The 22,453-nt window shown below is 63.5% G+C and carries 18 protein-coding genes; 5 read left to right on the top strand and 13 right to left on the bottom strand.

From position 1 onward, the window contains the following. Positions 1-152 precede the first annotated feature (152 nt). Positions 153-1,409, top strand: a complete 1,257-nt coding sequence (locus A3A9_RS0123580; RefSeq protein WP_027060986.1) for an Hsp70 family protein — start codon at positions 153-155, stop codon at positions 1,407-1,409. 8 nt (positions 1,410-1,417) lie between these two features. Here A3A9_RS0123580 and A3A9_RS0123585 read toward each other — a convergent pair whose 3' ends face one another. After that, positions 1,418-2,311 carry a LysR family transcriptional regulator gene (locus tag A3A9_RS0123585; RefSeq protein ID WP_027060987.1) on the bottom strand — a complete coding sequence of 298 codons (894 nt, stop codon included), beginning with the start codon at positions 2,309-2,311 and terminating at the stop codon, positions 1,418-1,420. A gap of 272 nt (positions 2,312-2,583) precedes the next feature. Here A3A9_RS0123585 and A3A9_RS0123595 point away from each other — a divergent pair, with 272 nt between their 5' ends. The 3 genes from A3A9_RS0123595 to A3A9_RS0123605 are packed head-to-tail and all read left to right on the top strand — an operon-like array spanning position 2,584 to position 7,184. Next, complete coding sequence (locus A3A9_RS0123595; RefSeq protein WP_027060988.1) at positions 2,584-5,514, top strand: molybdopterin oxidoreductase family protein; 2,931 nt, start codon at positions 2,584-2,586, stop codon at positions 5,512-5,514. Further along, positions 5,511-6,245, top strand: a complete 735-nt coding sequence (locus tag A3A9_RS0123600; protein WP_027060989.1) for a 4Fe-4S dicluster domain-containing protein — start codon at positions 5,511-5,513, stop codon at positions 6,243-6,245. Before A3A9_RS0123595 ends, A3A9_RS0123600 begins: the two co-directional genes overlap by 4 nt. Before the next feature lie 3 nt (positions 6,246-6,248). Then, positions 6,249-7,184: a dimethyl sulfoxide reductase anchor subunit family protein gene (locus A3A9_RS0123605; protein WP_027060990.1), complete on the top strand. Its 936-nt coding sequence runs from the start codon at positions 6,249-6,251 to the stop codon at positions 7,182-7,184. 2 nt (positions 7,185-7,186) lie between these two features. On the opposite strand, the gene pdeM is transcribed toward A3A9_RS0123605, so the two are convergent. The 5 genes from pdeM to A3A9_RS0123630 form a co-directional block, all read right to left on the bottom strand. Further along, positions 7,187-7,903 (bottom strand): ligase-associated DNA damage response endonuclease PdeM, encoded by a 717-nt coding sequence (gene pdeM, locus A3A9_RS0123610; RefSeq protein WP_027060991.1) that lies wholly within the window; start codon positions 7,901-7,903, stop codon positions 7,187-7,189. A gap of 13 nt (positions 7,904-7,916) precedes the next feature. After that, positions 7,917-10,436, bottom strand: coding sequence for a ligase-associated DNA damage response DEXH box helicase (locus tag A3A9_RS0123615; RefSeq protein ID WP_027060992.1), 2,520 nt, complete (start codon positions 10,434-10,436; stop codon positions 7,917-7,919). A 201-nt stretch (positions 10,437-10,637) separates the two neighbouring features. After that, positions 10,638-11,498, bottom strand: a complete 861-nt coding sequence (locus A3A9_RS0123620) for a C40 family peptidase (RefSeq protein WP_027060993.1) — start codon at positions 11,496-11,498, stop codon at positions 10,638-10,640. A 27-nt stretch (positions 11,499-11,525) separates the two neighbouring features. After that, the gene (locus tag A3A9_RS0123625) at positions 11,526-11,876 is read right to left on the bottom strand and encodes a MarR family winged helix-turn-helix transcriptional regulator (protein WP_010913361.1); all 351 of its coding nucleotides are present in this window, start codon (positions 11,874-11,876) and stop codon (positions 11,526-11,528) included. Between the two features lie 72 nt (positions 11,877-11,948). Then, positions 11,949-13,313: a leucyl aminopeptidase family protein gene (locus tag A3A9_RS0123630; RefSeq protein WP_027060994.1), complete on the bottom strand. Its 1,365-nt coding sequence runs from the start codon at positions 13,311-13,313 to the stop codon at positions 11,949-11,951. Positions 13,314-13,441: 128 nt separating this feature from the next. Here A3A9_RS0123630 and A3A9_RS0123635 point away from each other — a divergent pair, with 128 nt between their 5' ends. Continuing rightward, positions 13,442-14,266: a tetratricopeptide repeat protein gene (locus A3A9_RS0123635; protein ID WP_027060995.1), complete on the top strand. Its 825-nt coding sequence runs from the start codon at positions 13,442-13,444 to the stop codon at positions 14,264-14,266. A 70-nt stretch (positions 14,267-14,336) separates the two neighbouring features. Here A3A9_RS0123635 and A3A9_RS0123640 read toward each other — a convergent pair whose 3' ends face one another. Genes A3A9_RS0123640 through cpaB form a run of 7 tightly spaced genes read right to left on the bottom strand, consistent with a single transcriptional unit; the run spans position 14,337 to position 22,365 of the window. Continuing rightward, entirely contained in the window at positions 14,337-15,362 is a 1,026-nt protein-coding gene (locus A3A9_RS0123640; RefSeq protein WP_027060996.1) for a type II secretion system F family protein, read from the bottom strand. A gap of 9 nt (positions 15,363-15,371) precedes the next feature. Then, positions 15,372-16,385, bottom strand: coding sequence for a type II secretion system F family protein (locus tag A3A9_RS0123645; protein ID WP_027060997.1), 1,014 nt, complete (start codon positions 16,383-16,385; stop codon positions 15,372-15,374). A 29-nt stretch (positions 16,386-16,414) separates the two neighbouring features. Continuing rightward, on the bottom strand, positions 16,415-17,920 hold the full coding sequence (locus A3A9_RS0123650) for a CpaF family protein (protein ID WP_027060998.1): 1,506 nt from the start codon (positions 17,918-17,920) through the stop codon (positions 16,415-16,417). A 23-nt stretch (positions 17,921-17,943) separates the two neighbouring features. Next, positions 17,944-19,227, bottom strand: a complete 1,284-nt coding sequence (locus A3A9_RS0123655) for an AAA family ATPase (RefSeq protein WP_027060999.1) — start codon at positions 19,225-19,227, stop codon at positions 17,944-17,946. Between the two features lie 56 nt (positions 19,228-19,283). Further along, positions 19,284-20,021 carry a CpaD family pilus assembly protein gene (locus tag A3A9_RS0123660; RefSeq protein ID WP_027061000.1) on the bottom strand — a complete coding sequence of 246 codons (738 nt, stop codon included), beginning with the start codon at positions 20,019-20,021 and terminating at the stop codon, positions 19,284-19,286. 14 nt (positions 20,022-20,035) lie between these two features. Next, positions 20,036-21,553, bottom strand: coding sequence for a type II and III secretion system protein family protein (locus A3A9_RS0123665; protein ID WP_027061001.1), 1,518 nt, complete (start codon positions 21,551-21,553; stop codon positions 20,036-20,038). Then, entirely contained in the window at positions 21,550-22,365 is an 816-nt protein-coding gene (cpaB, locus tag A3A9_RS0123670; protein WP_027061002.1) for a Flp pilus assembly protein CpaB, read from the bottom strand. Before cpaB ends, A3A9_RS0123665 begins: the two co-directional genes overlap by 4 nt. Positions 22,366-22,453: the final 88 nt, after the last annotated feature.

Consider the following 22,453-nt stretch of genomic DNA (forward strand, 5'->3'; position numbering starts at 1 on the left):
GACCGCACCTCCCCGCCCGACGGGCAAACACGCACAATTCAAATTCGCCAGAGTGGTCAATTCGGCAGAGTGGTTCGGTTTCCCCAAACCGCAGCGCACGCTTCTCCTGCGAGCGCCGATCCGCTGCCTGGCGCCAATGACAGGAGGCTGCCTTGCGACCAGCATTCGCCGGTATCGACTTCGGCACTTCGAACTCCACCGTTGGCGTGGTCCGCGACGGGCAGCCCCACCTCGTCGCGCTTGAAGGCGGCCAGGTCACGTTGCCCAGTGCCGTGTTCTTCAATTTCGAGGACGGCCGTATCTGTTTTGGCCGCCAGGCCATCGCCAACTACACCGACAGTGTGGAGGGTCGGCTGATGCGCTCGCTGAAGAGCGTGCTCGGCAGTTCGCTGGCGCACGACAAGACGCGCATCAAGGCGCGTTCGATCGGCTTCATGGAGATCATCGGCCTGTTCCTCGGGCATCTCAGGAAAAAGCTGGAGGAGGATGGCGGCGACCTGGTCGAAACCGTGGTGCTCGGCCGCCCGGTGCAGTTTGTCGATGACGATGCGCAAGCCGACGCGAATGCCCAGAGCGACCTGGAAAAGGCCGCGCACGCCCAGGGCTTCAAGCACATCGCCTTCCAGTTCGAGCCGATCGCCGCGGCCCTCGACTACGAGCAGAGGGTGACGCGCGAGGAGCTGGCGCTGATCATCGACATGGGCGGCGGCACGTCTGACTTTTCGGTCGTGCGCGTTTCACCGGAGCGAGCCCGATCCCCGGACCGCAAGGACGATATCCTGGCCAGCCGCGGTGTCCACATCGGCGGCACCGATTTCGACCGGCTGCTCAGCATCGCTCATGTGATGCCGCAACTCGGCTATTTGACCCCGACCAAGGATGGCAAGCGTAACCTGCCGGCCAGCTACTTCATCGATCTCGCCACCTGGCAGCGCATCAACCTGGTCTACACCGTCAAGGCGATGACGCATCTGCGCCAGATCCGCTATGAGGCCGCGCGGGCCGACCTGGTCGACCGTTTCATCCACATCGTCGAGCACCGCTATGGCCACGCGCTGGCCGCACTGGTCGAAAAGGCCAAGATCGAACTGACCGATGAGGCGTTCGCCGAGGTGGCGGTGAAGCTGCCGGGCGCGGAGTTCGCCGCCGAGATCACCCGCGGCGGGCTGGACGCCACGATCGCCAGGGATATCGAGCGGGTCACCGCAACCGTGGCTGAGACCATCCGCGACGCTGAGGTCAAGCCGTCCGACATCACCGCGGTGTTCCTGACCGGTGGCTCGACCGCGATCCCGCTGGCGAGACGGGAAATCCTGTCGCTGGTGCCGCAGGCTTCCGTCATCGACGGCGACATGTTCGGCTCGGTCGGGCTTGGGCTGGCGCTGGATGCCCAGCGGAAGTTCGGCTGACCGGAACCCTACCCGTGGTCTGCCGGCGCACCCAGATGCGCCTTCAGCGCCATCTGCGCCAGGCTTGCCTGGCGGTCGCGATGGGTAATCATGGCGAAGTCGCGCTTGGGCAGTTCGAGCGGCACGGACCGCAAAGTACCTTCGGCGACAGCGCGGGCCACGACGAGTTCGGAAATGATGGCGGCGCCCGCGCCCGCCTCGACTGCCTGGCGGATCGCCTCGTTGCTGGGCAGCACCAGGAATATCTGCAGATCGGCAAGCGAAATTCCCTCGCGCCGCGCCAGGTCCTCCAGCACCTCGCGCGTGCCGGAACCGCCCTCGCGGATGATCCAGCGCAGCCCCTTGATGTCGGGGCGGCCCGGCGCGGTTTCGGCGATCTCGGGATGCGAGTTGGCGACGACCAGCATCAGCCTGTCCACATCGACCTTGGTGCGGCGCAGGATGTCGGACTCGGTGCGTCCTTCGACCAGGCCAAGATCCGCCGTGCCATCAAGCACATTGGCCTCGACCTGCCTTGTGTTGCCTATGCTGACACTCAGCCTGACGGCGGGATAGGCTTCGTGGAAGGATGCCAACCGGCGCGGCAGCCAGTAGCTTGATATGGTCTGGCTGGCGGCAATCGAAAGGCTGCCAGCGACCGTTTGCGCGACATGCTCCAGAACGTCGCGCGCCGCGGCGGCTCGTTCCAGCACGGCCTTGGCCTCGGGCAGGAAGCGGTGCCCGGTCTGGGCGAGCTCGATGTTGCGGCCGACGCGGTTGAACAGATGGACGCCGTGCTGCTCTTCGAGCGCGCGGATGGCGGCTGACGCGGCCGACTGCGAAATGCCCAAAAGCTCCGCCGCCTTGGTCATGTGGCCGCGCTCGGCGACGGCGACGAAAATGCGCAGCTGATCGAGAGTCATGCACGCATTAAGAACCAATATCGATCGAATTTACAAGAACAACTGATTAGACGGATCGATAGCTTTATTCTACGTTTTCGAGCGAAGTTAGAAAAAATTCGCCAGCGGATCGCAAGCACTGAAATGATCGGGCGGTTCAGATCCCTGCTAGCCCATTGGACGCGCGGCATAAAGCGGCGGCTGGCCGGCGACCGCTATCATCCTGAAGAGCACTATATGCGCGGCCCCGGGCCGAAGACGCGAGCCAAGTCCGCCGGCCGCGCGGGCACCCCATGATCCACGGACCGCGTCGCGGCGCGAATTCGGCACCATCACAACGCGCGCTTGCCGACACGCGCGCGCCCGATGAAGGTGACGGCGTCGACACCTCGCCAAGCATTTCCGACAGCATTGCCAAGACGACCTGCTACATGTGCGCCTGCCGCTGCGGCATCGACGTGCACATCAAGGATGGCAAGGTCCGTTACATCAACGGCAACAAGGACCATCCGGTCAATCGCGGCGTGATCTGCGGCAAGGGCAGTTCCGGCATCATGCAGCACTACAGCCCGGCCCGGCTGAAGAAGCCTCTGTTGCGCACCGGCCCGCGCGGCTCGGGTGAATTCCGCGAGATCGAGTGGGAGGAGGCGTTCGCGATTGCAACTGAGCGGCTCTCTGCCATCCGCCGGACCGATCCGAAAAAACTCGCCTTCTTCACCGGCCGCGACCAGTCGCAGTCGCTCACCGGCTGGTGGGCGAGCCAGTTCGGGACGCCGAATTTCGCCGCCCATGGCGGCTTCTGTTCGGTCAACATGGCGGCCGGCGGGCTCTACTCGATCGGCGGCTCGTTCTGGGAGTTCGGCGAGCCCGACTGGGACAACACAAAATACTTCATGCTGTTCGGTGTCGCCGAAGATCATGATTCCAATCCGATCAAGATCGGCTTGGGCAAGCTCAAGGCGCGCGGCGCCAAGGTGGTGTCGATCAACCCGTGCCGCACCGGCTACAATGCCATTGCCGACGACTGGATCGGCATCCGTCCCGGCACTGACGGCCTGTTCGTTTTCGCGCTCATCCACGAATTGCTGAAAGCCGGCCGCGTCGATCTCGATTATTTGCTCCGCTACACCAACGCCCATGTCCTTGTCGTGCAGGAGCCTGATGCCTCCGACGACGGGCTGTTCGTGCGAGACGTCGACGGCAATCCGCTGGCCTGGGACAGGGTGGCGAAGACTTCCGTTCAGGCAACCGACCCGGAGGCGAAGCCGGCGCTGACCGGCAGCTTCGAAGTCGGCGGCCGCCGCTGCGTTACGGTTTTCCAGTTGATTGCCGACCGCTACCTCGATGACAGCTACGCGCCCGACGCGGTCGCCGAGCGTTGCGGCATTGCCGCCGACACGATCCGCCGCATCGCCGCCGAACTCGCTCACGTCGCCTTCGAACAGACGATCGAACTGCCTATCGCGTGGACTGATTGGGCCGGGCGCCGGCACGAGACCATCAAGGGGCGGCCGGTTTCGATGCATGCCATGCGCGGCATCTCCGCCCACTCCAACGGCTTTCACACCTGCCGCGCCATCCACCTGCTGCAAGTGCTGCTGGGCACGGTGGACGTGCCCGGCGGCTTCCGCTTCAAGCCGCCCTACCCCAGATCGGCGCCGCCAGGCCCGAAGCCGGCCGGCAAGAATGCCAAACCGATGACACCGCTCGACGGGATGCCGCTCGGTTTCGTCTGTGGGCCGGACGATCTGCTGGTCGATGGCGCCGGTACGCCGCTTCGCATCGACAAGGCCTATTCCTGGGATGCGCCGCTGGCGGCTCACGGCCTGATGCACACCGTCATCCGCAATGCCTGGGCCGGCGACCCGTATCCGATCGACACGTTGATGATGTACATGTCGAACATGGCCTGGAATTCCTCGATGAACACCGTCGAGACCATCACGATGCTGACCGACCATGACGAGGCCGGCAACTACAAGATCCCCTTCATCATCTATTCCGACGCCTATTATTCCGAGACGGTGCCGTTCGCCGATCTCGTGCTGCCGGACACGACCTATCTAGAGCGTCACGATTGCATCAGCCTGCTCGACCGGCCGATCAGCCATGCCGACGGGCCGGGCGATGCCATCCGCCATCCTGTGGTCGAGCCGGACCGCGACGTCCGGCCGTTCCAGTCGGTGCTGATCGAACTCGGCGCGCGGCTCGGCCTGCCCGGGTTCATCAATGACGATGGATCGGCCAAGTATGCCGACTATGCTGACTATATCGTCAACCACGAGCGCACACTGGGTATCGGACCGCTGGCCGGGTGGCGCGGCAAGGACGGCACGTTGATCGGCAAGGGTGAGGTGAACCCGGACCAGTTACAGCGCTACATCGACAATGGAGGCTTCTGGCACCACGATTTCGCGGAGGACCAGCGCTACTACAAGATGGCCAACCGCTCCTATCTCGAGTTCGCCGAGCAGATGGGTTTTATCCCGAAGGCCGAGCCGATCGTCTTCCAGCTCTATTCTGAACCGTTGCAGCGCTTTCGGCTGGCCGCGCGTGGTCATGGCCGGGTGATGCCACCCGAGAGCGAACGTCAGCGCATCGAGACCTACATGGACCCGCTGCCGTTCTGGTACGTGCCGTTCGAGGAAGCGGTTGTCGATCTCGAAAAATACCCGCTGCACGCGCTGACACAGCGGCCGATGCACATGTATCATTCCTGGGGTTCGCAGAATGCATGGCTGCGGCAGATCACCAGCCAGAACCGGCTGTTCGTGCACCACCGGACCGCCGCCGGCCTCGGTCTTGTTGACGACGACTGGGTCTGGATCGAAAGCATCAATGGCCGGGTGAAGGGGCAGATCAAGCTGATCGACGGGGTGAACGAAAGCACGGTCTGGACCTGGAACGCCATCGGCAAAAGGCGCGGCAGCTGGGGGCTCAGGGATGATGCCGCCGAGAGCAATCGCGGCTTCCTGCTCAACCATATCATCGGCGACCAGACCTCGGCCGATGCACAAGCCAGACGCTATTCGAATTCCGATCCGGTGACCGGCCAGGCGGCGTGGTTCGACCTGCGGGTGCGCATCGTCAAATGCGCTGACGACGAAGCCGGCTTCACCGAACCGCAATTCGAGCGTTTTCACGAGCCACCACATTTCGAGTCCTCGCCGGACATCCTTCGCTACGGCGCCGAGTTTCGCGTCAAAAGGGAAGCCGCCGAATGACCTGCCTTCCTTCTCAGACCGACAAGAAACTTGGCCTCGTCATCGATCTCGACACCTGCGTCGGCTGCCAGGCCTGCGTCACGGCCTGCAAGGAGTGGAACACCGGTGGCCACATGGCGCCGCTGACCGACATCGACCCCTATGGCGGGCATGTCGACGGCGTCTGGTTCAACCGCGTGCACAGCTATGAGCACACGACGGAGGCGGGCGGGCGTACCGTCAACTTCCCGCGCTCCTGCCTGCATTGCGAGACGCCGGCCTGCGTCACCGTCTGCCCGACCGGTGCCTCTTACAAGCGGGCATCGGACGGCATCGTGCTGATCGACGAAAGCAAATGTATTGGCTGCAAATTGTGCAGCTGGGCCTGTCCCTATGGGGCGCGCGAATTCGACAGTGATGTCGGCGTGATGAAGAAATGCACGCTGTGCGTCGACCGCATCTACAATGATAACCTGGCCGAAGAGGATCGCGTGCCGGCCTGCGTCGCCGCTTGCCCGACCAGCGCACGGCATTTCGGCGATCTTGGCGATCCCCACTCAGCCGTTTCGCAACTGGTGGCGGAGCGCGGCGGCGTCGACCTGATGCCGGAGCTGGGCTATCGCCCGACCAACAAGTACCTGCCGCCACGCGCCCATACGCAACGCGCCGCATCCGTGCCTGCGAAGGCGCTGGAGCCGGTGCGGGCCGAAGGTGGCTTCCTCGGTTGGGTCGATCGCATGCTTTCGAACTAGCCCATGCATCCCGCCTTCTCCGTCGTCTTCTTCACCACCGCCACGGGTGCCGGCTATGGCCTGCTCGCGCTGCTAGGCGTGCTCGGCGGGTTCCAGATCATCCCGGCCGATTTCTGGCTCGGCCTCATCGGCATAGGGCTGGCGCTCGGCCTGATCGCGGCAGGGCTGTTATCGTCGACCGGCCATCTTAGCAGGCCCGAACGCGCCTGGAGGGCGTTCTCGCAGTGGCGCAGTTCCTGGCTGTCGCGTGAAGGCGTTGCCTCGGTCGCTACCTTCATCCCGGCGGGACTGTTCGGCATCGGCTGGGTGCTGCTGGGCAAAACCGGCGGATGGGTGTCCGCAGCCGGGCTGCTCGCGGCTGTTGGTGCGATCGTCACTGTTTACACCACCGGCATGATTTATGCGTCACTCAAGCCCATCGCCCAGTGGCACAGCCGCTTCACACTGCCGGCGTACCTCATCTTCTCGGCAATGACCGGCGGTGTGCTTCTGAACGCACTATGCCAGGGTTTCGCGATCGGCTCGAAAATGCTTCTGGCGGCGTGCGTACTGCTGACGGTGCTGGGCTGGGGCTGGAAACTCGCGACCTGGCTGCACAATGACCGGCTTGAGATCCCAACCACCGCCAACACCGCGACGGGGCTGGCCGGCGGCACGGTGCGGTCGCTGGAATGGCCGCACACCGAGGAGAACTACCTGCTCAAGGAAATGGGCTTTCGCATCGCGCGCAAGCACAGTGCGCGCCTGCGCCAGATCACACAGGCTCTGGCCTTCGCCCTGCCAGTCCTGCTTCTCGCCGCGACATTCGCCTTGCCCTGGCCCTTTGCGGCGGTGCCTTCGGTGCTGGCGGCGATCGTACAGTTCGCCGGGATGCTGGTCGAGCGCTGGCTGTTCTTCGCCGAGGCGAAGCATACGGTTACCCTGTATTACGGGCGTTAAGGTCAGCCCGGTCGCAGCATCGAGCGGGAGATCGCAAAGATGCGGTCGCTGCCAAGCATGTAGGCCATCAGCGTTTCCAGGCGGAACAGCCCGGCATAGGCGCGGTCAAGCACATTGAGCGAGCCGGTATAGGCACCGAAGGCCGGCATGATCATGCGCCCGCCATCGCCTGCAAAGCAGCGCCGCCGCACCGAGCGGCCGCGCTGGACGATGCGCGCGCAGGGATGGAGATGGCCTGCGATCTCGCCCTCGACGCGGACCTTGGACGGCTCGTGCCGGAACAGCAGCGAGCCGATGGCGAGTTCCGGCACTGTTTCGCCCGGCAGGTCCGCCGGCGCTTCCGGATCATGATTTCCGGCAACCCAGAACCATTGGCGGCCTACCATCAGCGCTTCCAGCCGCTCGCGAAAACTCGAATGCATGCGCTCGGCACCGCCACCATCATGGAAGGAGTCGCCCAGGCTGATGACGATCGACGGTTGATAGTCCGATATGACCGCCTGCAGCCGCAGCAAGGTCGCCCCGGTGTCGTAGGGCGGGATCAGCGAGCCGCGCCTTGCCAGCGACGACCCTTTTTCCAGATGCAGGTCGGATACGGCCAGAAGCCGAAGTTCCGGGAAATAGAGCACGCCGCGCGGATCGCAGACCGCGCGCTCGCCGGCGATGCCGACAAGATCGGCCTCGGCGATCAGCGATGCGCGCCCCAGCGAAAAATTCATCTCGAAATCAGTCTCATCTCTGGCCCATGGCCTCCTCGACCAGATCGGCGGCTTCCATCAGCAGCGAGTCGTTGGCGCCGCCGTTCACCGATTCCTTGCCGATCTCCAGCATGATCGGCACCGCCAGCGGCGAAATCTGCTCAAGATGCTTATGCATGATTCGACCGCGAACACGCGAGAGCATCTCGGCAAGTCTGCTGACATCGAGCAGACCGGCCGATGCATCGGTGCGTGTCGCCTGCAGCAGGATATGGTCCGGTTCGTGGCTGCGCAGCACGTCATAGATCAGGTCGGCGGAGACCGTCACCTGGCGGCCACTCTTCTCTTGTCCGGGGAAGCGCTTCTCGATCAGCCCGGCAATGACCGCGCAAGTGCGGAAAGTTCGCTTCAGCATCCAGCTGTCGTTCAGCCAGGCTTCGAGATCGTCGCCCAGCATGTCCTCGTCGAACAGGGCGGCCAGCGAGGGCTTCTTCGCCTTGAACAAGGCAGCCATGTCGTCAAGCGCCCAGACGGCCAGCGAATAGTCGGTGGCGACGAAGCCGAGTGGACGGGCGTTCGCCCGCTCCAGCCGCCGTGTCAGAAGCATGCCGAGCGTCTGGTGCGCCAGCCTGCCTTCAAAGGGATAGGCGACCATGTAGTGGCGGTTGCCGCGCGGAAAGGTCTCGACCAGAAGGTCGCCGCGCTTTGGCAGCACCGACTTCTCCTTCTGCAGCCGCAGCCAGTCGGCGACCTGTTCGGGCAGCGCCTGCCAGCGATCGCTGTCGGCCAGCATGCCGCGCACCTGGTCGGCCAGATAGGTCGACAGCGGAAACTTGCCGCCGGCATAGGACGGCACGATGATGTTGGCCCCGGCGCCGTTGGAGACGACACATTCGTTCTCGCGGATGCCTTCGAAGCGCAGCACCTTGCCGGCAAACAGGAAATTGTCGCCGGGCCGCAGCGTCTCGGCGAAATATTCCTCGACCTTGCCGAGCACCGGCCCGCCGCGCCCGGCCATGCCGCGGCCTTGCCGGACATAGCGGACATTGAGCTCCGGCATTTCGACGATGGTGCCGACGTTGAGACGGTATTGCTGCGCGATGCGCGGATGCGAGACGCGCCACAGCCCATCCTTGGTCTTGCGAATACGCGCGTACCGCTCGTAGTTCTTCAACGCATAGCCACCGGTGGCGACGAAATCGACGACACGGTCGAAGGTTTCGCGCGCCAGCCCGGCATAGGGGGCGGCGCTGCGCACCTCCTCGAACAGATGGTCGGCGTCGAAAGGCGCGCCGCAGGCGACGCCCAGCACGTGCTGCGATAGCACGTCGAGCGCGCCGGTGATCAGCGGTGGCGTGTCCTGCGCGCCGAGATAGTTGGCGTCTAGGGCAGCCCGGCATTCCAGCACCTCGAAACGGTTGGCGGGAATGAGGATCGCTTTCGAAGGCTCGTCCATGCGGTGGTTGGCGCGGCCGATGCGCTGCGCCAGCCGGCTCGCTCCTTTCGGCGCGCCGACATGCACGACCAGATCGACATCGCCCCAGTCAATGCCGAGATCGAGCGTCGAGGTCGCGACAATGGCGCGCAGCGCATTCTCGCCCATCGCCTTTTCGACCCGCCGGCGCTGCCCGACGTCGAGCGAGCCATGATGCAAGGCGATCGGCAGCGAATCCTCGTTCGCCCGCCACAGTTCCTGGAACAGCAGTTCGGCTTGGCTGCGGGTGTTCACAAAAAGCAGCGTCGTGCGATGACGCTTGATCGCTTCATAGATTTCGGGAATGGCGTAGCGGGCCGAATGGCCGGACCAAGGCACGCGCTCCTGCGAGTCCAGGATCGAAATATCGGGCTTTGCGCCGCCAGCGACAGTGATGAGACCAGCCATCGCGCCTGCTGGATTTTGGCTGACCAGCCAGCGCCGCAATTCGTCGGGCTCGGCCACCGTCGCCGACAGGCCGATGGTTTGCAGGTCTGGCACGTAGTTGCGCAGCCGCGCCAGACCGAGTGCCAGGAGATGACCGCGCTTCGATGTCACCAGCGAATGCAATTCGTCGAGCACGACATAGCGCAGATCCTCGAAGAAGCGCCTGGCATCGGGGGCCGCGATCAGCAGCGCCAGTTGTTCGGGCGTGGTGAGGAGAATATCGGGCGGCACCAGCTTCTGGCGCTGGCGTTTGTGCGAAGGCGTGTCGCCGGTGCGCGTCTCGACGGTGACGGGCAGCCCGATCTCTTCGACCGGCTTGCCGAGATTGCGCTCGATGTCGACGGCCAGTGCCTTGAGCGGCGAGATATAGAGCGTATGGATGCCGCGATGCGCCTGCCCCGGCCTTCGCCTCGGCCTGACCGCCAGTTCGGTCAGCGAAGGCAGGAAGCCGGCCAGCGTCTTGCCGGCGCCGGTCGGGGCGATCAACAGCACCGATTGCCCGGCCTGGGCCTTCGCCAGCAGTTCGATCTGATGGGCGCGCGGCGACCAGCCCTTTTCGCCGAACCATCTGAGGAATGGCTCAGGCAGGACGACGGCGGCATTCTGATCGGCAAGGCGCGGCTCAACTGTCACGCGCCAGAGGTAGCGCGGCGGCGGGCAATCGCCAAGAAAAATCGGAACAAAAGGGGATCGGAGCGTCCCTCGCCCCGTTTACGGGGAGAGGATGCCGGTAGGCAAAGGGGCAGCGCGAGCCTTCAATCGTTAGCTCCGCCCCCCATCCGCCCTTCGAGCACCTTCTCCCCGTATAGTGACGGGGGGAAGGAAGAGACTGCGCTACGGCCTTCTGAACCCCGTCGGCCCGCCATAGAGATAGCCTATCCGAGCGATGGCGTCCTTCAGCCCTTCGCGCGAGACCAGCATGGTGTGGCCATTGGCGTGGATCATGGTCTCGGCGTCGGTCATGACAGCGACATGGCCTTTCCAGAAGACGAGGTCACCCCGGCGCAACCCGACATAGTCCGGGCCAAGCTCGACTGGCTCGCCAAGTGTCGCCGCCTGCATGTCGGAATCGCGCAGCACGTCCCGGCCGGCCATGCGCATCGCCAGTTGCACCAGGCCCGAACAGTCAATGCCGAAGCCAGATGCACCGCCCCAGAGATAGGGTGTGCCGAGAAACATCTCGGCCACGGAAACATAGTCGGCAGCGACCTCGTCGACAGGTCGCAGATGACCCGCGATAACAGCCTCTCCGGAGGGCAAGACGGCATAGTGCGTGCCGCGCGTCTCGGCAACGCCTGTCACCGTCACCGTCGATCCCATCGACAGCCGTCCCGCGATCGGAAAGCGCAGGTCGGCACCAGGATAGAGAAAGGTGCGGGGGACCGAGACGGTATGGGTGGACACCTGGTCGCGGCCGCCCAGCATGGTGTCGGCGACATAGCCGACATAGCCGTCGCGTTCAGCCTGCACCCAGGCCCAGCCCTCGGCGACCTCGAAAACGAGGACATCATCGCCGAACAGGAGCTGCGTGTCGACGCCGGCATCGGGCCGCGGCGCCTTGCGGACGTCGGCCACGGGCGCGGTGATCCGCACTGGCTGGCCGCTGACAAAGCGGTCGGCGGTGACCTCTCCTTGCAATCTCGCATCGGCAAGATCGGTACGAAAGGCGTGAAGGCGGGCGTCGTGGGCGGTCAAATCGGCAATCCGGTCAAATGCTGGTGGTCAGATCGGCAGTTCATGCGCCCTGGCGATGATACCATCGCCGAAGCGCTCGACAAAGAGCGCGCCCTCGACCGTGCGTTTGATCAGCACGTTGCGCTTGTCGAGCTCGTCGCGATGGCGCGACACCAGTTTCAGCGCGCCCATCGTGTCGAGCGCACGGGTGATGACCGGCTTGGTGACGTTGAGACGGGCAGCGAGCCCGCGCACCGTGTGCGGCGGCGGATCGAGATAGATGGTGAACAGGATCGCCGTCTGGCGCATGGTCAGATCGGGCGCGTCGTCGCGCACCTGCGACAGCATCACTTGCTGCCACAGTCGCAAGGCCTGGCTCGGGCGCATCGCAATCGACATCGCGCCAGTATGACGGCAAATTGTTTCGGTTCCGTTTCAGTTTCGGCGATTTGCCGGCTCCGTTGGCGGGTCTCAGCCAAAACGTCTCGAAATCACCTGCTCCAAAGCCCTGATACCCTGGGCTTCGCCACCGGCGGGGCCATACGGACGATCGGCTGGATTCCAGGCGAAGATGTCGAAATGCGCCCAGCCCGCCGTCTTCTCGACAAAGCGCTTGAGGAACAGTGCTGCCGTGATCGAACCGGCGAAACCGTCCGTGGTGACGTTGTTGATGTCGGCGATCTTCGACGACAGTTTCGCCTCGTAAGGCCGCCACAGCGGCATGCGCCACAGCGGATCCTCGACCGCCAGCGATGCCGCCGCCAAGTCCGAGGCCAGCGCCTCGTCAGCGCTGTAGAAGGGCGGCAGGTCGGGGCCAAGCGCGACACGGGCGGCTCCGGTCAGCGTCGCCATGTCGGCCAGCAGCTGCGGCTCCTCGTCGTCGGCCAGCGCAAGGGCATCACCCAGCACCAGCCTCCCTTCAGCGTCGGTGTTGCCGATCTCGACGGTGATGCCCTTGCGGCTCGCCAGCACGTCACCCGGCCTGAAGGCGTTGCCGGCGATCGAGTTCTCGACCGCGGGGATCAGCACCCGCAGCCGCACGTTCAGTCCGGCGGCCATGATCATAGTGGCCAGGCCCAGGACATTGGCCGCACCGCCCATGTCCTTCTTCATCAGCAGCATCCCGGATGAAGGCTTGATGTCGAGACCGCCGGTGTCGAAGCAGACGCCCTTGCCGACCAGCGTCACCTTCGGCGCGCTCTCGGATCCCCATCTCATGTCTATCAGGCGCGGGGCGCTTGTTGATGCGCGGCCTACGGCGTGGATCATCGGGAAATTCTGCGTGAGCAGATCGTCGCCCTTGACCACCGAGACTTCGGCCTTGTGCGCCGCAGCGAGGGTCCGCACAGCCTTCTCCAGATCGTCTGGACCCATATCGCTGGTCGGCGTGTTGACCAGGTCGCGCGCCAGGAAGACGCCGTCGGCGATGCGGCGAACACGCGCCGCATCGACGCCGATCGGCAACTCGAAGCGCAGCGCCTTGCCCGGCTTCTTGCCGTAACGTGTGAAGACATAGCCGCCGAGCGCCAATCCGATTGCCGCGAGTTCCGGCTCGGCAGGCGCCGAGGCGAAATGCCAGTCGCCTTCCGGCAGGGTTTTCGACAATGCGCCGAGAGCGAGTGCATCCGCACTGTCGCCAATACCGAACAGCGCGCCCCCAAGCGCGCCGTTTTCGGCAGGCACGACCAATGTCCTGCCTGCCTCACCGGAAAAACCGTTGGCCCTGGCCCAGGTGACCGTTGATGGCGCAAGGCCCGAGGCTTCCAGACCGTCACGGGCCACCAGATGCACCGGCAGCGCGCCTTGCAATTTCTTCTCGACGAGTTCGACAGGCATTTGATGTTCTCCTGCCGACCGCTGTGAGTCGGCTCTTCTTAACTCTCCGTTAGGGTTAACAGAATATTTCTGCGGGAGGGAAGATGGCCACGCAATGGCCGCGCGCATGAATGGAGGCCCAGGTAGCGATGCCGACCAACCGCACAATGAATGCCAGGGGAAAACGGCTGGTCACCACGGCCCTCATGCTGGCGCTCGCCGCGGGCGTCGCCGGATGCGGAACCAGCAGGATGACCACCGGCTCGATCGGCCGCAGCGACGGCAAGCCGCTGGACACCATGTCGGCGGGAGAAGTGCACAATGCCACGGCGGCACTTGGCCAGGCCTACGCCAGGAACCCCAACGACAAGCGTACCGCGACGAACTTTGCTGCGGCGCTGCAGATGGACGGCGACGCCGACCAGTCGCTTGCCGTGATGCGCAAGCTGGCGATCGTCTATCCAAAGGATCGCGATGTGCTTGCCGCCTACGGCAAGGCGCAGGCCGCCAATGGCCAGTTCGAGGCAGCGCTGGACTCCGTGCGACGCGCGCAGACGCCGGAATATCCTGACTGGAAGCTGGTGTCGGCTGAAGCCGCTATCCTCGACCAGCTTGGCCAGAAGGACGAGGCGCGCCAGGATTATCGCAAGGCCCTGGAACTCAAGCCGAACGAGCCTTCGGTGCTCTCCAATCTCGGCATGTCCTATGTGCTGGAAGGGGATCTGCGCACCGCCGAGACCTATATGCGTTCGGCCGCCCAGCAGCTCGGCGCCGACAGCCGTGTGCGCCAGAACCTGGCATTGGTCGTCGGCCTGCAGGGCCGCTTCGATGAAGCCGAGAAGATCGCCTCGCAGGAACTCTCGCCCGAACAGGCACAGGCCAACGTCGCTTATCTCAGGCAGATGCTGGCCCAGCAGAATGCCTGGAGCCAGCTCAAGGATCAGGACAAGTCGAAGAAGCCGGTCACCAACTGACAGGGCGATTTCTCCAACAGACGTTGAAAGCCGCGCTGCATGCAGCGCGGCTTTTGCATTTGCCGTACCGTTACTGGGTGGCTGCCGCTGCCGCCCCAGAATGATCGCCGAAGATGCCGCGCTGGCTGACCTGGATACCGGCAGGGCCCAGGATGATGGCAAAAAGCACCGGCAGGAAGAACAGGATCATCGGCACGGTGAGCTTGGGCGGCAAGGCGGCGGCCTTTTTCTCGGCGGCGTTCATACGCATGTCGCGGCTTTCTGCGGCAAGCACGCGCAACGCATGCGCCACAGGTGTGCCGTAGCGCTCGGCCTGGACGAGCGCCTGCGACACCGACTTGACCGATTCCAGGCCGGTACGGTTGGCCAGGTTTTCGTAGGCCTGTTTGCGCTCCTGCAAATAGGAAAGCTCGGCGTTGGTGAGGATGAATTCTTCCGCCAGCGGCACCGATTGGGCGCCGATCTCGTCGGCGACCTTGCGCAGTGCTGCCTCCACCGACATGCCTGATTCAACGCAGATCAGCATCAGGTCGAGTGCATCCGGCCACGCCATCTGAATCGACTTCTTGCGCTTGGTGGCGCGGTTGTTGACATAGAGGACCGGCGCGTAGAAGCCGCCATAGGCGACGAGGACGCAGACGAACAACCGGATGACCAATGGTTTATCCGGCAATCCTCCGAGCACGAATATGTAGAACAGGCCCAGCGCGAAGCCGACAAAGGGCAGCACGAGACGGAAGAAGAGAAAACGCGTCAGCGGGTTCTGTCCGCGAAAGCCGGCAACCTTGAGCTTCTGCAAGGTGCTCTCGTCGGCCAGTGCGCGCCGCAGGTCGAGCCGGTCGACGATGTTGCGCATGCCGACTGACTGCTGTTCGCGCAAGCCTTTGCGGCGGCGATCGGCCTCGCTGGCAAGCCGCGCGCGTTGCTGGGCGCGAAGCGCATCGCGCTCGAGCGCGACCGACTTCATGCGTGACTTGAGCTGGTTTCCGCCAAAGGCCGGCAGCAGCGTAAAGACGGTGGCGAATACGGCGATGGCGACCAGCAGCGCAATCAGGAGGCTGGGGTCCGTCAGTGACTTGATGACTTGTTCGCTCATGCCGCGGCCCTAGACTTCGAAATTCATCATCTTGCGCATTACGAAAATGCCGATCGACATCCAGACAGCGGCTACGCCAAGGATCAGATTGCCGACGCTGGTGTTGAACAGCGGCATCAGGTAGAGCGGGCTCGAAAGGTAGACTAGGAAGGCGACGATGAAGGGCAGTGCTCCGATGATGGCAGCGGATGCCTTCGCCTCCATGGACAGCGCCTGGACCTTGGCTTTCATCTTCTTGCGATCACGAAGCACGCGCGAAAGGTTGCCCAGCGCCTCGGACAGGTTGCCGCCGGCCTGCGACTGGATCTGGATGACGATGCCGAAGAAACTCGCCTCGGTGCACGGCATGGTTTCGGGCATGCGCAAGGTCGCATCGGGGATCGACAGGCCCATCTGCTGCGAATCGACGATGCGGCGAAACTCCCCCTTGACCGGCTCGGGGGATTCGTTGGCGATCAGGCGTACGGCATCGTTCAACGGCAGGCCGGACTTGACCGCGCGCACGATGATGTCGAGCGCGTTTGGAAATTCATTGAGAAACGCCTTGACGCGCCGCTTGCGGCGAAAGGAAACGAACCAGCGCGGCAGGCCAAGCGCACCGGCCAGCAGCACGCCGGGCACGACAAGCAGCGGCGCACCGGCCACGAACGCGAGCACCGCTAGCGCTATTCCGCATATGGCGGAATAAATGTAGAAGCGCTCGATCGTAACCTTCATTCCAGCCTGCCGCAGCTGGGCCTTCAGCGGCGGCTTCTTGACGGCGCTGTCCTTGGTCCTCTGCTTCTCGTCTAGTTCCTTCAGCGAATCCTGGACCGATTTGCGGCGCTTGGCCGCGTCCGCCGCGCGGTCGCGCGTGGCCGTAACGATGGACCGGTCCGTCTCCGCGGCCTTGATTGTTTCAAGCCGCTTGCCGGCCTGTTTCTCATTGCTGATCTGGGTGAACAGGAACGCATAGGCAACCGCGCCGGCGCTGAAGCCAGCGAGCACGACAAACGCCAATACGGTGCCGTCAATTCCAAACATCAACCAGAACCTTCACGCCTGCGAATGCGTCAGTCAGCGCGTTTCTCCATCGCCTCAAGTGCTTTGGCGAGGCGCTGCTCCTCGCCATAGTAACGGGCGCGTTCCCAGAAATGCGGACGACCAATGCCGGTCGATACATGCTCGCCCATCAGCCTGCCGTTGGCGTCCTCACCCTTGATGTTATAGAGGACGATGTCCTGCGTTATGATGACGTCGCCTTCCATTCCGATCACCTCGGTGATGTGGGTGATGCGGCGCGATCCGTCACGCAGACGCGCCGCCTGGATGATCACGTCGATCGAGCCGACGACGATTTCGCGCACGGTTTTCTGCGGCAGGGAATAGCCGCCCATGGCGATCATGGATTCGATACGGTTCAGGCATTCGCGCGGGCTGTTCGAGTGGATCGTTCCCATCGAGCCGTCATGGCCGGTGTTCATCGCCTGGAGGAGGTCGAACACTTCGGGTCCACGCACTTCGCCGACGATGATGCGTTCGGGCCGCATGCGCAGGCAGTTCTTGACCAGGTCGCGCATCGTCACTTCGCCTTCGCCTTCGAGGTTTGGCGGGCGGGTTTCGAGGCGCACGACATGCGGCTGCTGCAGCTGCAGTTCGGCCGAGTCCTCGCAGGTGATGACGCGCTCCTCGCGGTCGATGTAGTTGGTCAGGCAGTTGAGCAGCGTCGTCTTGCCGGAGCCGGTGCCGCCCGAGATGACGATGTTGCAGCGGACACGGCTAATGATCTTGAGAACTTCGGCGCCCTGCGGCGAGATGGCGCCGAACTTGACCAGCTGATCGAGAGTCAGCTTGTCCTTTTTGAACTTGCGGATGGTGAGCGTGGCCCCGTCGATGGAAAGCGGTGGCGCGATGACGTTGACGCGGGAGCCGTCTGGAAGACGCGCGTCGCAGATCGGGCTCGATTCGTCGACGCGCCGGCCGACCTGGCTGACGATGCGCTGGCAAATGTTGAGGAGCTGCTGGTTATCGCGGAAGCGGATTCCGGTCTGCTCGACCTTGCCGTTGACTTCGATGTAGACGTTCTTCGAGCCGTTGACCATGATGTCGGCGATGTCGTCGCGGGCGAGCAATGGCTCGAGCGGCCCATAGCCAAGCACGTCGTTGCAGATGTCCTCGAGCAGTTCCTCCTGCTCGGCAATCGACATCGCGAAATTCTTGATCGCGATGATGTCATTGACGATGTCGCGGATTTCCTCGCGTGCGCTTTCGGGCTCAAGCTTGGAGAGCTGCGACAGATCGATCGTGTCGATGAGTGCGGAGAAGACCTGGCTCTTGGTGTCGTAGTAGGTTTCGCTCTTTTCGCGGCCTCGCTTCGAGTCCTGCGCGATGGGCGGCGCCTCGACGGCGCGGCGAGCCGGTGGTGCGACAGGCGTGCTCGGCTGCGGCGCTGCCACAGGCCGGGCAAGAACCGCCGTATCCGCCGAACCCGCGGGCGGCGGCACGGATGGCGTCGGTGCTGGCTGGCGGAATTCCGGCGTGAACCGGTTGCCGTCGTCGTTGCCTCTTTTACCGAACATGATCGACTACCGACCCCACTGCGTCACTTCTTGTTGCGTGAAAGCTTGCCGAGCAGACTGCCCAGGCCAGCCTTCTTTTTCGACCTGATCTCACTGCGGCCGGTCAGCACATGGGCAATCTCGTTGATCATGGCTACAACCGGGTTCTTGGCATCCATCTCGCCAAGCATGCGCCCGTTGTTGGCGGCATTGCCGAACAATAGCGGATCGAAGCCGATGACCGACATCGGCATCAGGCCGAGCGGCTCGGCGAAATCGGACGGTGAGATTTCCGGCCGCTTGGGGATGCCGGCCTGGTTGATGATCAGCTTCGGCGGCGGGTCGTTGGGACGAAGCCGCTTCAGCATGTCGACCAGGTTCTTGGTGTTGCGCAGATTGGCCAGTTCCGGCGTCGCCGTGATGACGATCTCGTCGGCCTTGACCAACGTGTTCTTGGCCCAGCCCGTCCAGACATGGGGAACGTCCAGCACCAGCAGCGGCACGCTGCGCTGCGCGACATCGACAAGCTGCGCGAAGGCGTCCGGATCGAAGTCGTAGACGCGTTCCAGTGTCGAGGGCGCCGCCAGCAGCGACAGGTGCTCGGCGCACTGAGTCAGCAGCCGGTCTAGGTAAACTTCGTCGACCCGCTCGGGCGAAAACACCGCTTCGGCGATGCCCTGAGCCGGATCCTGATCGAAATTGATGTTGGCCGTGCCGAAGGCAAGGTCGAGGTCGGCAACGACCACCTCGGATTTGAACAGGGAGGACATCGCCCAGGCCACATTGTGAGCGATGGTTGAGGAGCCGACGCCGCCCTTGGCACCAACGAAGGCGATCGAGCGGCCGAGCGGCTCCGCTTCCGGATCGACGAAAATCGACGATATGACACTGACAATGTCGGCCATCGACACCGGCGCGATGACATATTCGGAGATCCCGGAGCGGATCAGTTCCCGATAGAGACCGACATCATTGTAGTGGCCGATCACCACCACTTTCGAGGATGGGTCACAGTATTCCGAGAGCTGGGCGAGCTGCTCGAGCAGTTGCTTGGGCTCGCTGCGTGACTCGAGCAGGATCAGGTTCGGCGTCGGTGCCGACTGATAGAACTCGATTGCCGTGGGAATGCCGCCCATATGGACCTTGAGATGCGCCTTGGTCATGCGGCGGTCCTCGCCGGCGCGCTCGACCGGATTGGCAACGCCTTCCGTCTCGCAGAATGCCTGGATCGAGATGCGCGGCACCGGCCGCAACGCCTGCATCGCAGCGATGTCCTGCGGCGAGGTGTCCCCGCCGTCCACGGTGGCGTCATAGGCAAGATTGCTCATCGTCATGCTCTTTCCGTGGCCTGCTCTTTGCGCGACTTCTCTTCCCAAGGGGCGGCTTAGTAGGTCACTTCCGAATTGCCGAGGAATTCACCTGAAATGCCCCTGCCGCGGTAGACATCGATCACCGCGCCACGATTTTCCGCGTCGATGGTGGTTTGCTTCCGAGGCCCGAGCAGATCGCCCGGGTTGGCCATCTGGGCGGCAAGATTGTTCTGATAGGAGCAGCCGAAGTCGGCGTAGTGCTTGTTTTCCGACGTCTCGGTGAGGTCATCGGGCCAGCGTCCGCATTTGTCGGTCTGGGCTCTCACAGCGATATACGAGACGCGAACCGGGGCGGATGTCTCGCTCGATCCAGCTTGATAGGAGACCACGACGATCCGGTTGCGCTTGACGCCGCTTGCGACCGCGAGCCTGGCGAAATCGCGGCCGGCGGCCGTCGCGGCGACCTCATTGGCCGATCCGTTCGGAATCTGGATCGTCAATGTCGGAGCGGCACTCTTGTCATAGCCATCAAGGAAACCGAGAAGCGTGTCGCGCTGCGAGCCGGTCATGCCGCGGTCGCCGGCGCCGACCGGAAGGTCGATCTTCTCGTTCTTCTCGGCGATGACGATGGGATGGGTGGTGCGATAATCGTCCGGAATGGCGCCGACGGTGATGCTGTCGCGCTGGGCGCAACCGGCCAGCAGAGCCGTCAACGCCACCGCCATGAGGGGGAGCGCCCTCAGGCCGGTCCGCGAATGGCTGGAGCGCATCGTGGTGGCGATGGTCCTTGTCTTCAACGCTGACTGAAACATGTCCGCTTCCCCATTCACTTGTAGATGAAGCCGACAACGCCGTGGTAGCGGCCGTTGGGCTTGTCGGTCTGCATGGTGCCGTAGACGCGATTGACCTTGCCCAGGAACATGCCGGCGCCGTCGCTCGGAGGATTGAAATTGTCGTCCGGCTTGGCGAGATCGTTGCGTGCCACCGGCTTCGTCAAATAGGGCGTGATGATGATGACGAGCTCGCTTTCGTTGCGCACGAAATCCCGGCTGCGGAAGAGCGCGCCAAGCACGGGGATCTTCGTCAGTCCCGGCAAGCCATTGACAGCCTGCCTGACATCGTCGCGAACCAGGCCGGCGATCATCATGGAACCGCCGGAGGGCAGCTCGACCGTCGTATCGGCAAGGCGCTTGCGCAACGAGAGGATATTCGTGCCGGGGGTTTTCCCGCCAGCGGAAAGCGCGACCGCTCCTTCGGTCGTCGGCTCGGAAACCGAGGTTCTGACCTTCAGGCTGATGCGGCCGGGAGACAAAACCACCGGCTGGAATTCCAGACCGATGCCATACTCTATCTTTTGGATGTTGTAGGTCGTCAGACCCGTCTGGTTGTCGGTGGATACGTTGGCGCTGACCCCGGTCACCATGTTGTACTCGCCCCCCACCTTAAATGTGGCTTTCTCGCCGGACACGGCGGTCAAGGTCGGTTCAGCCAGCGTCTTCATGACGCCGGATTGCTCCATGGCGTTGACATAGGCCTTCAGCGCCGAGTTGCCGATGCCGAAGCCCGAATTCGACAACTCCGTGCCCAATCCAGTGAAATTGTCGCTGATCGCGCCATAGCTGATGCCGTTGCTGCCGCCGCTGCCGATCATGTTGACGCCGAGTTGCTTCATCACCGATCGGCTGACTTCAGCGACCGTCACTTTCAGCGTGACCTGATCGTCGCCGATGATCTGCAGCAGGTTGACGATCTTGCTGGTACGGCGCTCCTGGTCTGGGTTGTTGATGTCGACGCCGCTCTGAGCCGAGCCGCCGGCCGCGGTCTGCGAATATTGTCCGGTCGTTGCTTCACCGCCCGAGACGAAGATCGTCGCCAGGTCGACCGCCCGTTTCGCGTCCAGCGGCGTGTCGACGGTTCCCGTCAAGATCACATTGTCATTCAGCAGTTCGACCTTGACGGCCGCCGTCGGAAGGAAGCGCTTGATGTAGTCCTCCAGGCCGGCGACGTCGCGCTCGACGGCCAGATCCAGGCTGGCGATCTGTTCGCCGTTTGGACCGAAGACGAAGATGTTGGTCTCGCCGACCGCTTTGCCGAACAGGTAGATACGCCTTGCGGTGCGGGTCACCGCATCGGCAACGGTCGGGTTGGCGACAAGAATGTCGTAGGCATCGCTCGGCAGGTCGATGACCACCGATTTGTTGAGGCCAAGCTTGACGCGCTGGCTGGCTGTCGTCGCCGTCACCTGCGTATTCTTCGCCTCGACAACGCCCTGCACATTCGTTCCGACGATCAGAAGACTGAGTGCTGTGGCTACGATTGCCGGCAGTTTACCGCTTAACCTCATTTCCTTGCCCCTACTTCGGAGACTTCACCCGACTTGATCAGTCTCACTGTCCCCTTGCGGCCATTGCCGGAAACGAGATAGTCGGCTTCGCCCACATTCTTTTCCTGGGTGTCCGCGACCGCCCGCAGCGCCAGTGTCAGGCGATCCGCCATCTGCTGGGCGACGGTGATGATCTCCGCCTGTTTGGGCGTCAGTTCCAGCGTGGCGGTCTGGCCCACCCTGGTCTTCTTGCCCTCCTCGTCTTCCTGGATCGTCTGGTCGATCGCCAGGACACGGATGTTCTTGAGGATGGTTTCGGTGTTGAAGCCAGTGCTGCCGCTGTTGGCATCCGCCCTGCGGGTCATGATGACGTCGACGTAATCGTTTGGAAGGATGAAGCCGCCGGCCGAGGTGTCGGCCGATATGGTCGTGGCGACCGCCCGCATCCCGGACGGCAGGATGGAAGACATGAAGCTCTGTCCCTCGCCGATCAGCTTGGAACGCCGCACGGGCTCACCCGCATACATCGGCACACGGGCAATCGACCCCTTCAGTTTCTCCAGGGCGTCGGGAGCCGTGGCCTTGGTGATGAAATTCGGGTTGAGGCCGTCAGCCGGCCACGCTTGCCAGGTGATGTTGTTCTCGAGTGCATTGCCCATCATGACATCGCCCGAGAGCACGAGCACATCCTGCAGGGCCACCGCGGGGGCCTGGGGGCCGGAATCGACGACGATCTGGGGCGGTGGCGTGGCGACCATGTTCTTCGCGACATAGCCAGCACCACCCGCCGCGGCCACCGCCACGCTCAGAATGATCAATCGGGATGCTGGCATCTGTCCGAACCCTCGCCCTTGGCAAACCACGTAGCCAGGCCGGACTGTGCAGCGGCAATCGTCAAAACAAGGTTAATGCAATGCTTAC

Origin of the sequence: Mesorhizobium loti CJ3sym (assembly GCF_000472785.1) — a bacterium.
GTDB lineage: Bacteria > Pseudomonadota > Alphaproteobacteria > Rhizobiales > Rhizobiaceae > Mesorhizobium > Mesorhizobium loti_E.

Coding starts and splice junctions, on each gene's coding strand:
- A3A9_RS0123665 (WP_027061001.1), bottom strand. CDS start 21,553: ATGAGGTTAAGCGGTAAACTGCCGGCAATCGTAGCCACAGCACTCAGT.
- A3A9_RS0123595 (WP_027060988.1), top strand. CDS start 2,584: ATGATCCACGGACCGCGTCGCGGCGCGAATTCGGCACCATCACAACGC.
- pdeM (WP_027060991.1), bottom strand. CDS start 7,903: ATGAATTTTTCGCTGGGGCGCGCATCGCTGATCGCCGAGGCCGATCTT.
- A3A9_RS0123585 (WP_027060987.1), bottom strand. CDS start 2,311: ATGACTCTCGATCAGCTGCGCATTTTCGTCGCCGTCGCCGAGCGCGGC.
- A3A9_RS0123660 (WP_027061000.1), bottom strand. CDS start 20,021: ATGTTTCAGTCAGCGTTGAAGACAAGGACCATCGCCACCACGATGCGC.
- A3A9_RS0123640 (WP_027060996.1), bottom strand. CDS start 15,362: ATGAGCGAACAAGTCATCAAGTCACTGACGGACCCCAGCCTCCTGATT.
- A3A9_RS0123650 (WP_027060998.1), bottom strand. CDS start 17,920: ATGTTCGGTAAAAGAGGCAACGACGACGGCAACCGGTTCACGCCGGAA.
- A3A9_RS0123635 (WP_027060995.1), top strand. CDS start 13,442: ATGCCGACCAACCGCACAATGAATGCCAGGGGAAAACGGCTGGTCACC.
- cpaB (WP_027061002.1), bottom strand. CDS start 22,365: ATGCCAGCATCCCGATTGATCATTCTGAGCGTGGCGGTGGCCGCGGCG.
- A3A9_RS0123645 (WP_027060997.1), bottom strand. CDS start 16,385: ATGTTTGGAATTGACGGCACCGTATTGGCGTTTGTCGTGCTCGCTGGC.
- A3A9_RS0123605 (WP_027060990.1), top strand. CDS start 6,249: ATGCATCCCGCCTTCTCCGTCGTCTTCTTCACCACCGCCACGGGTGCC.
- A3A9_RS0123655 (WP_027060999.1), bottom strand. CDS start 19,227: ATGAGCAATCTTGCCTATGACGCCACCGTGGACGGCGGGGACACCTCG.
- A3A9_RS0123630 (WP_027060994.1), bottom strand. CDS start 13,313: ATGCCTGTCGAACTCGTCGAGAAGAAATTGCAAGGCGCGCTGCCGGTG.
- A3A9_RS0123600 (WP_027060989.1), top strand. CDS start 5,511: ATGACCTGCCTTCCTTCTCAGACCGACAAGAAACTTGGCCTCGTCATC.
- A3A9_RS0123625 (WP_010913361.1), bottom strand. CDS start 11,876: ATGTCGATTGCGATGCGCCCGAGCCAGGCCTTGCGACTGTGGCAGCAA.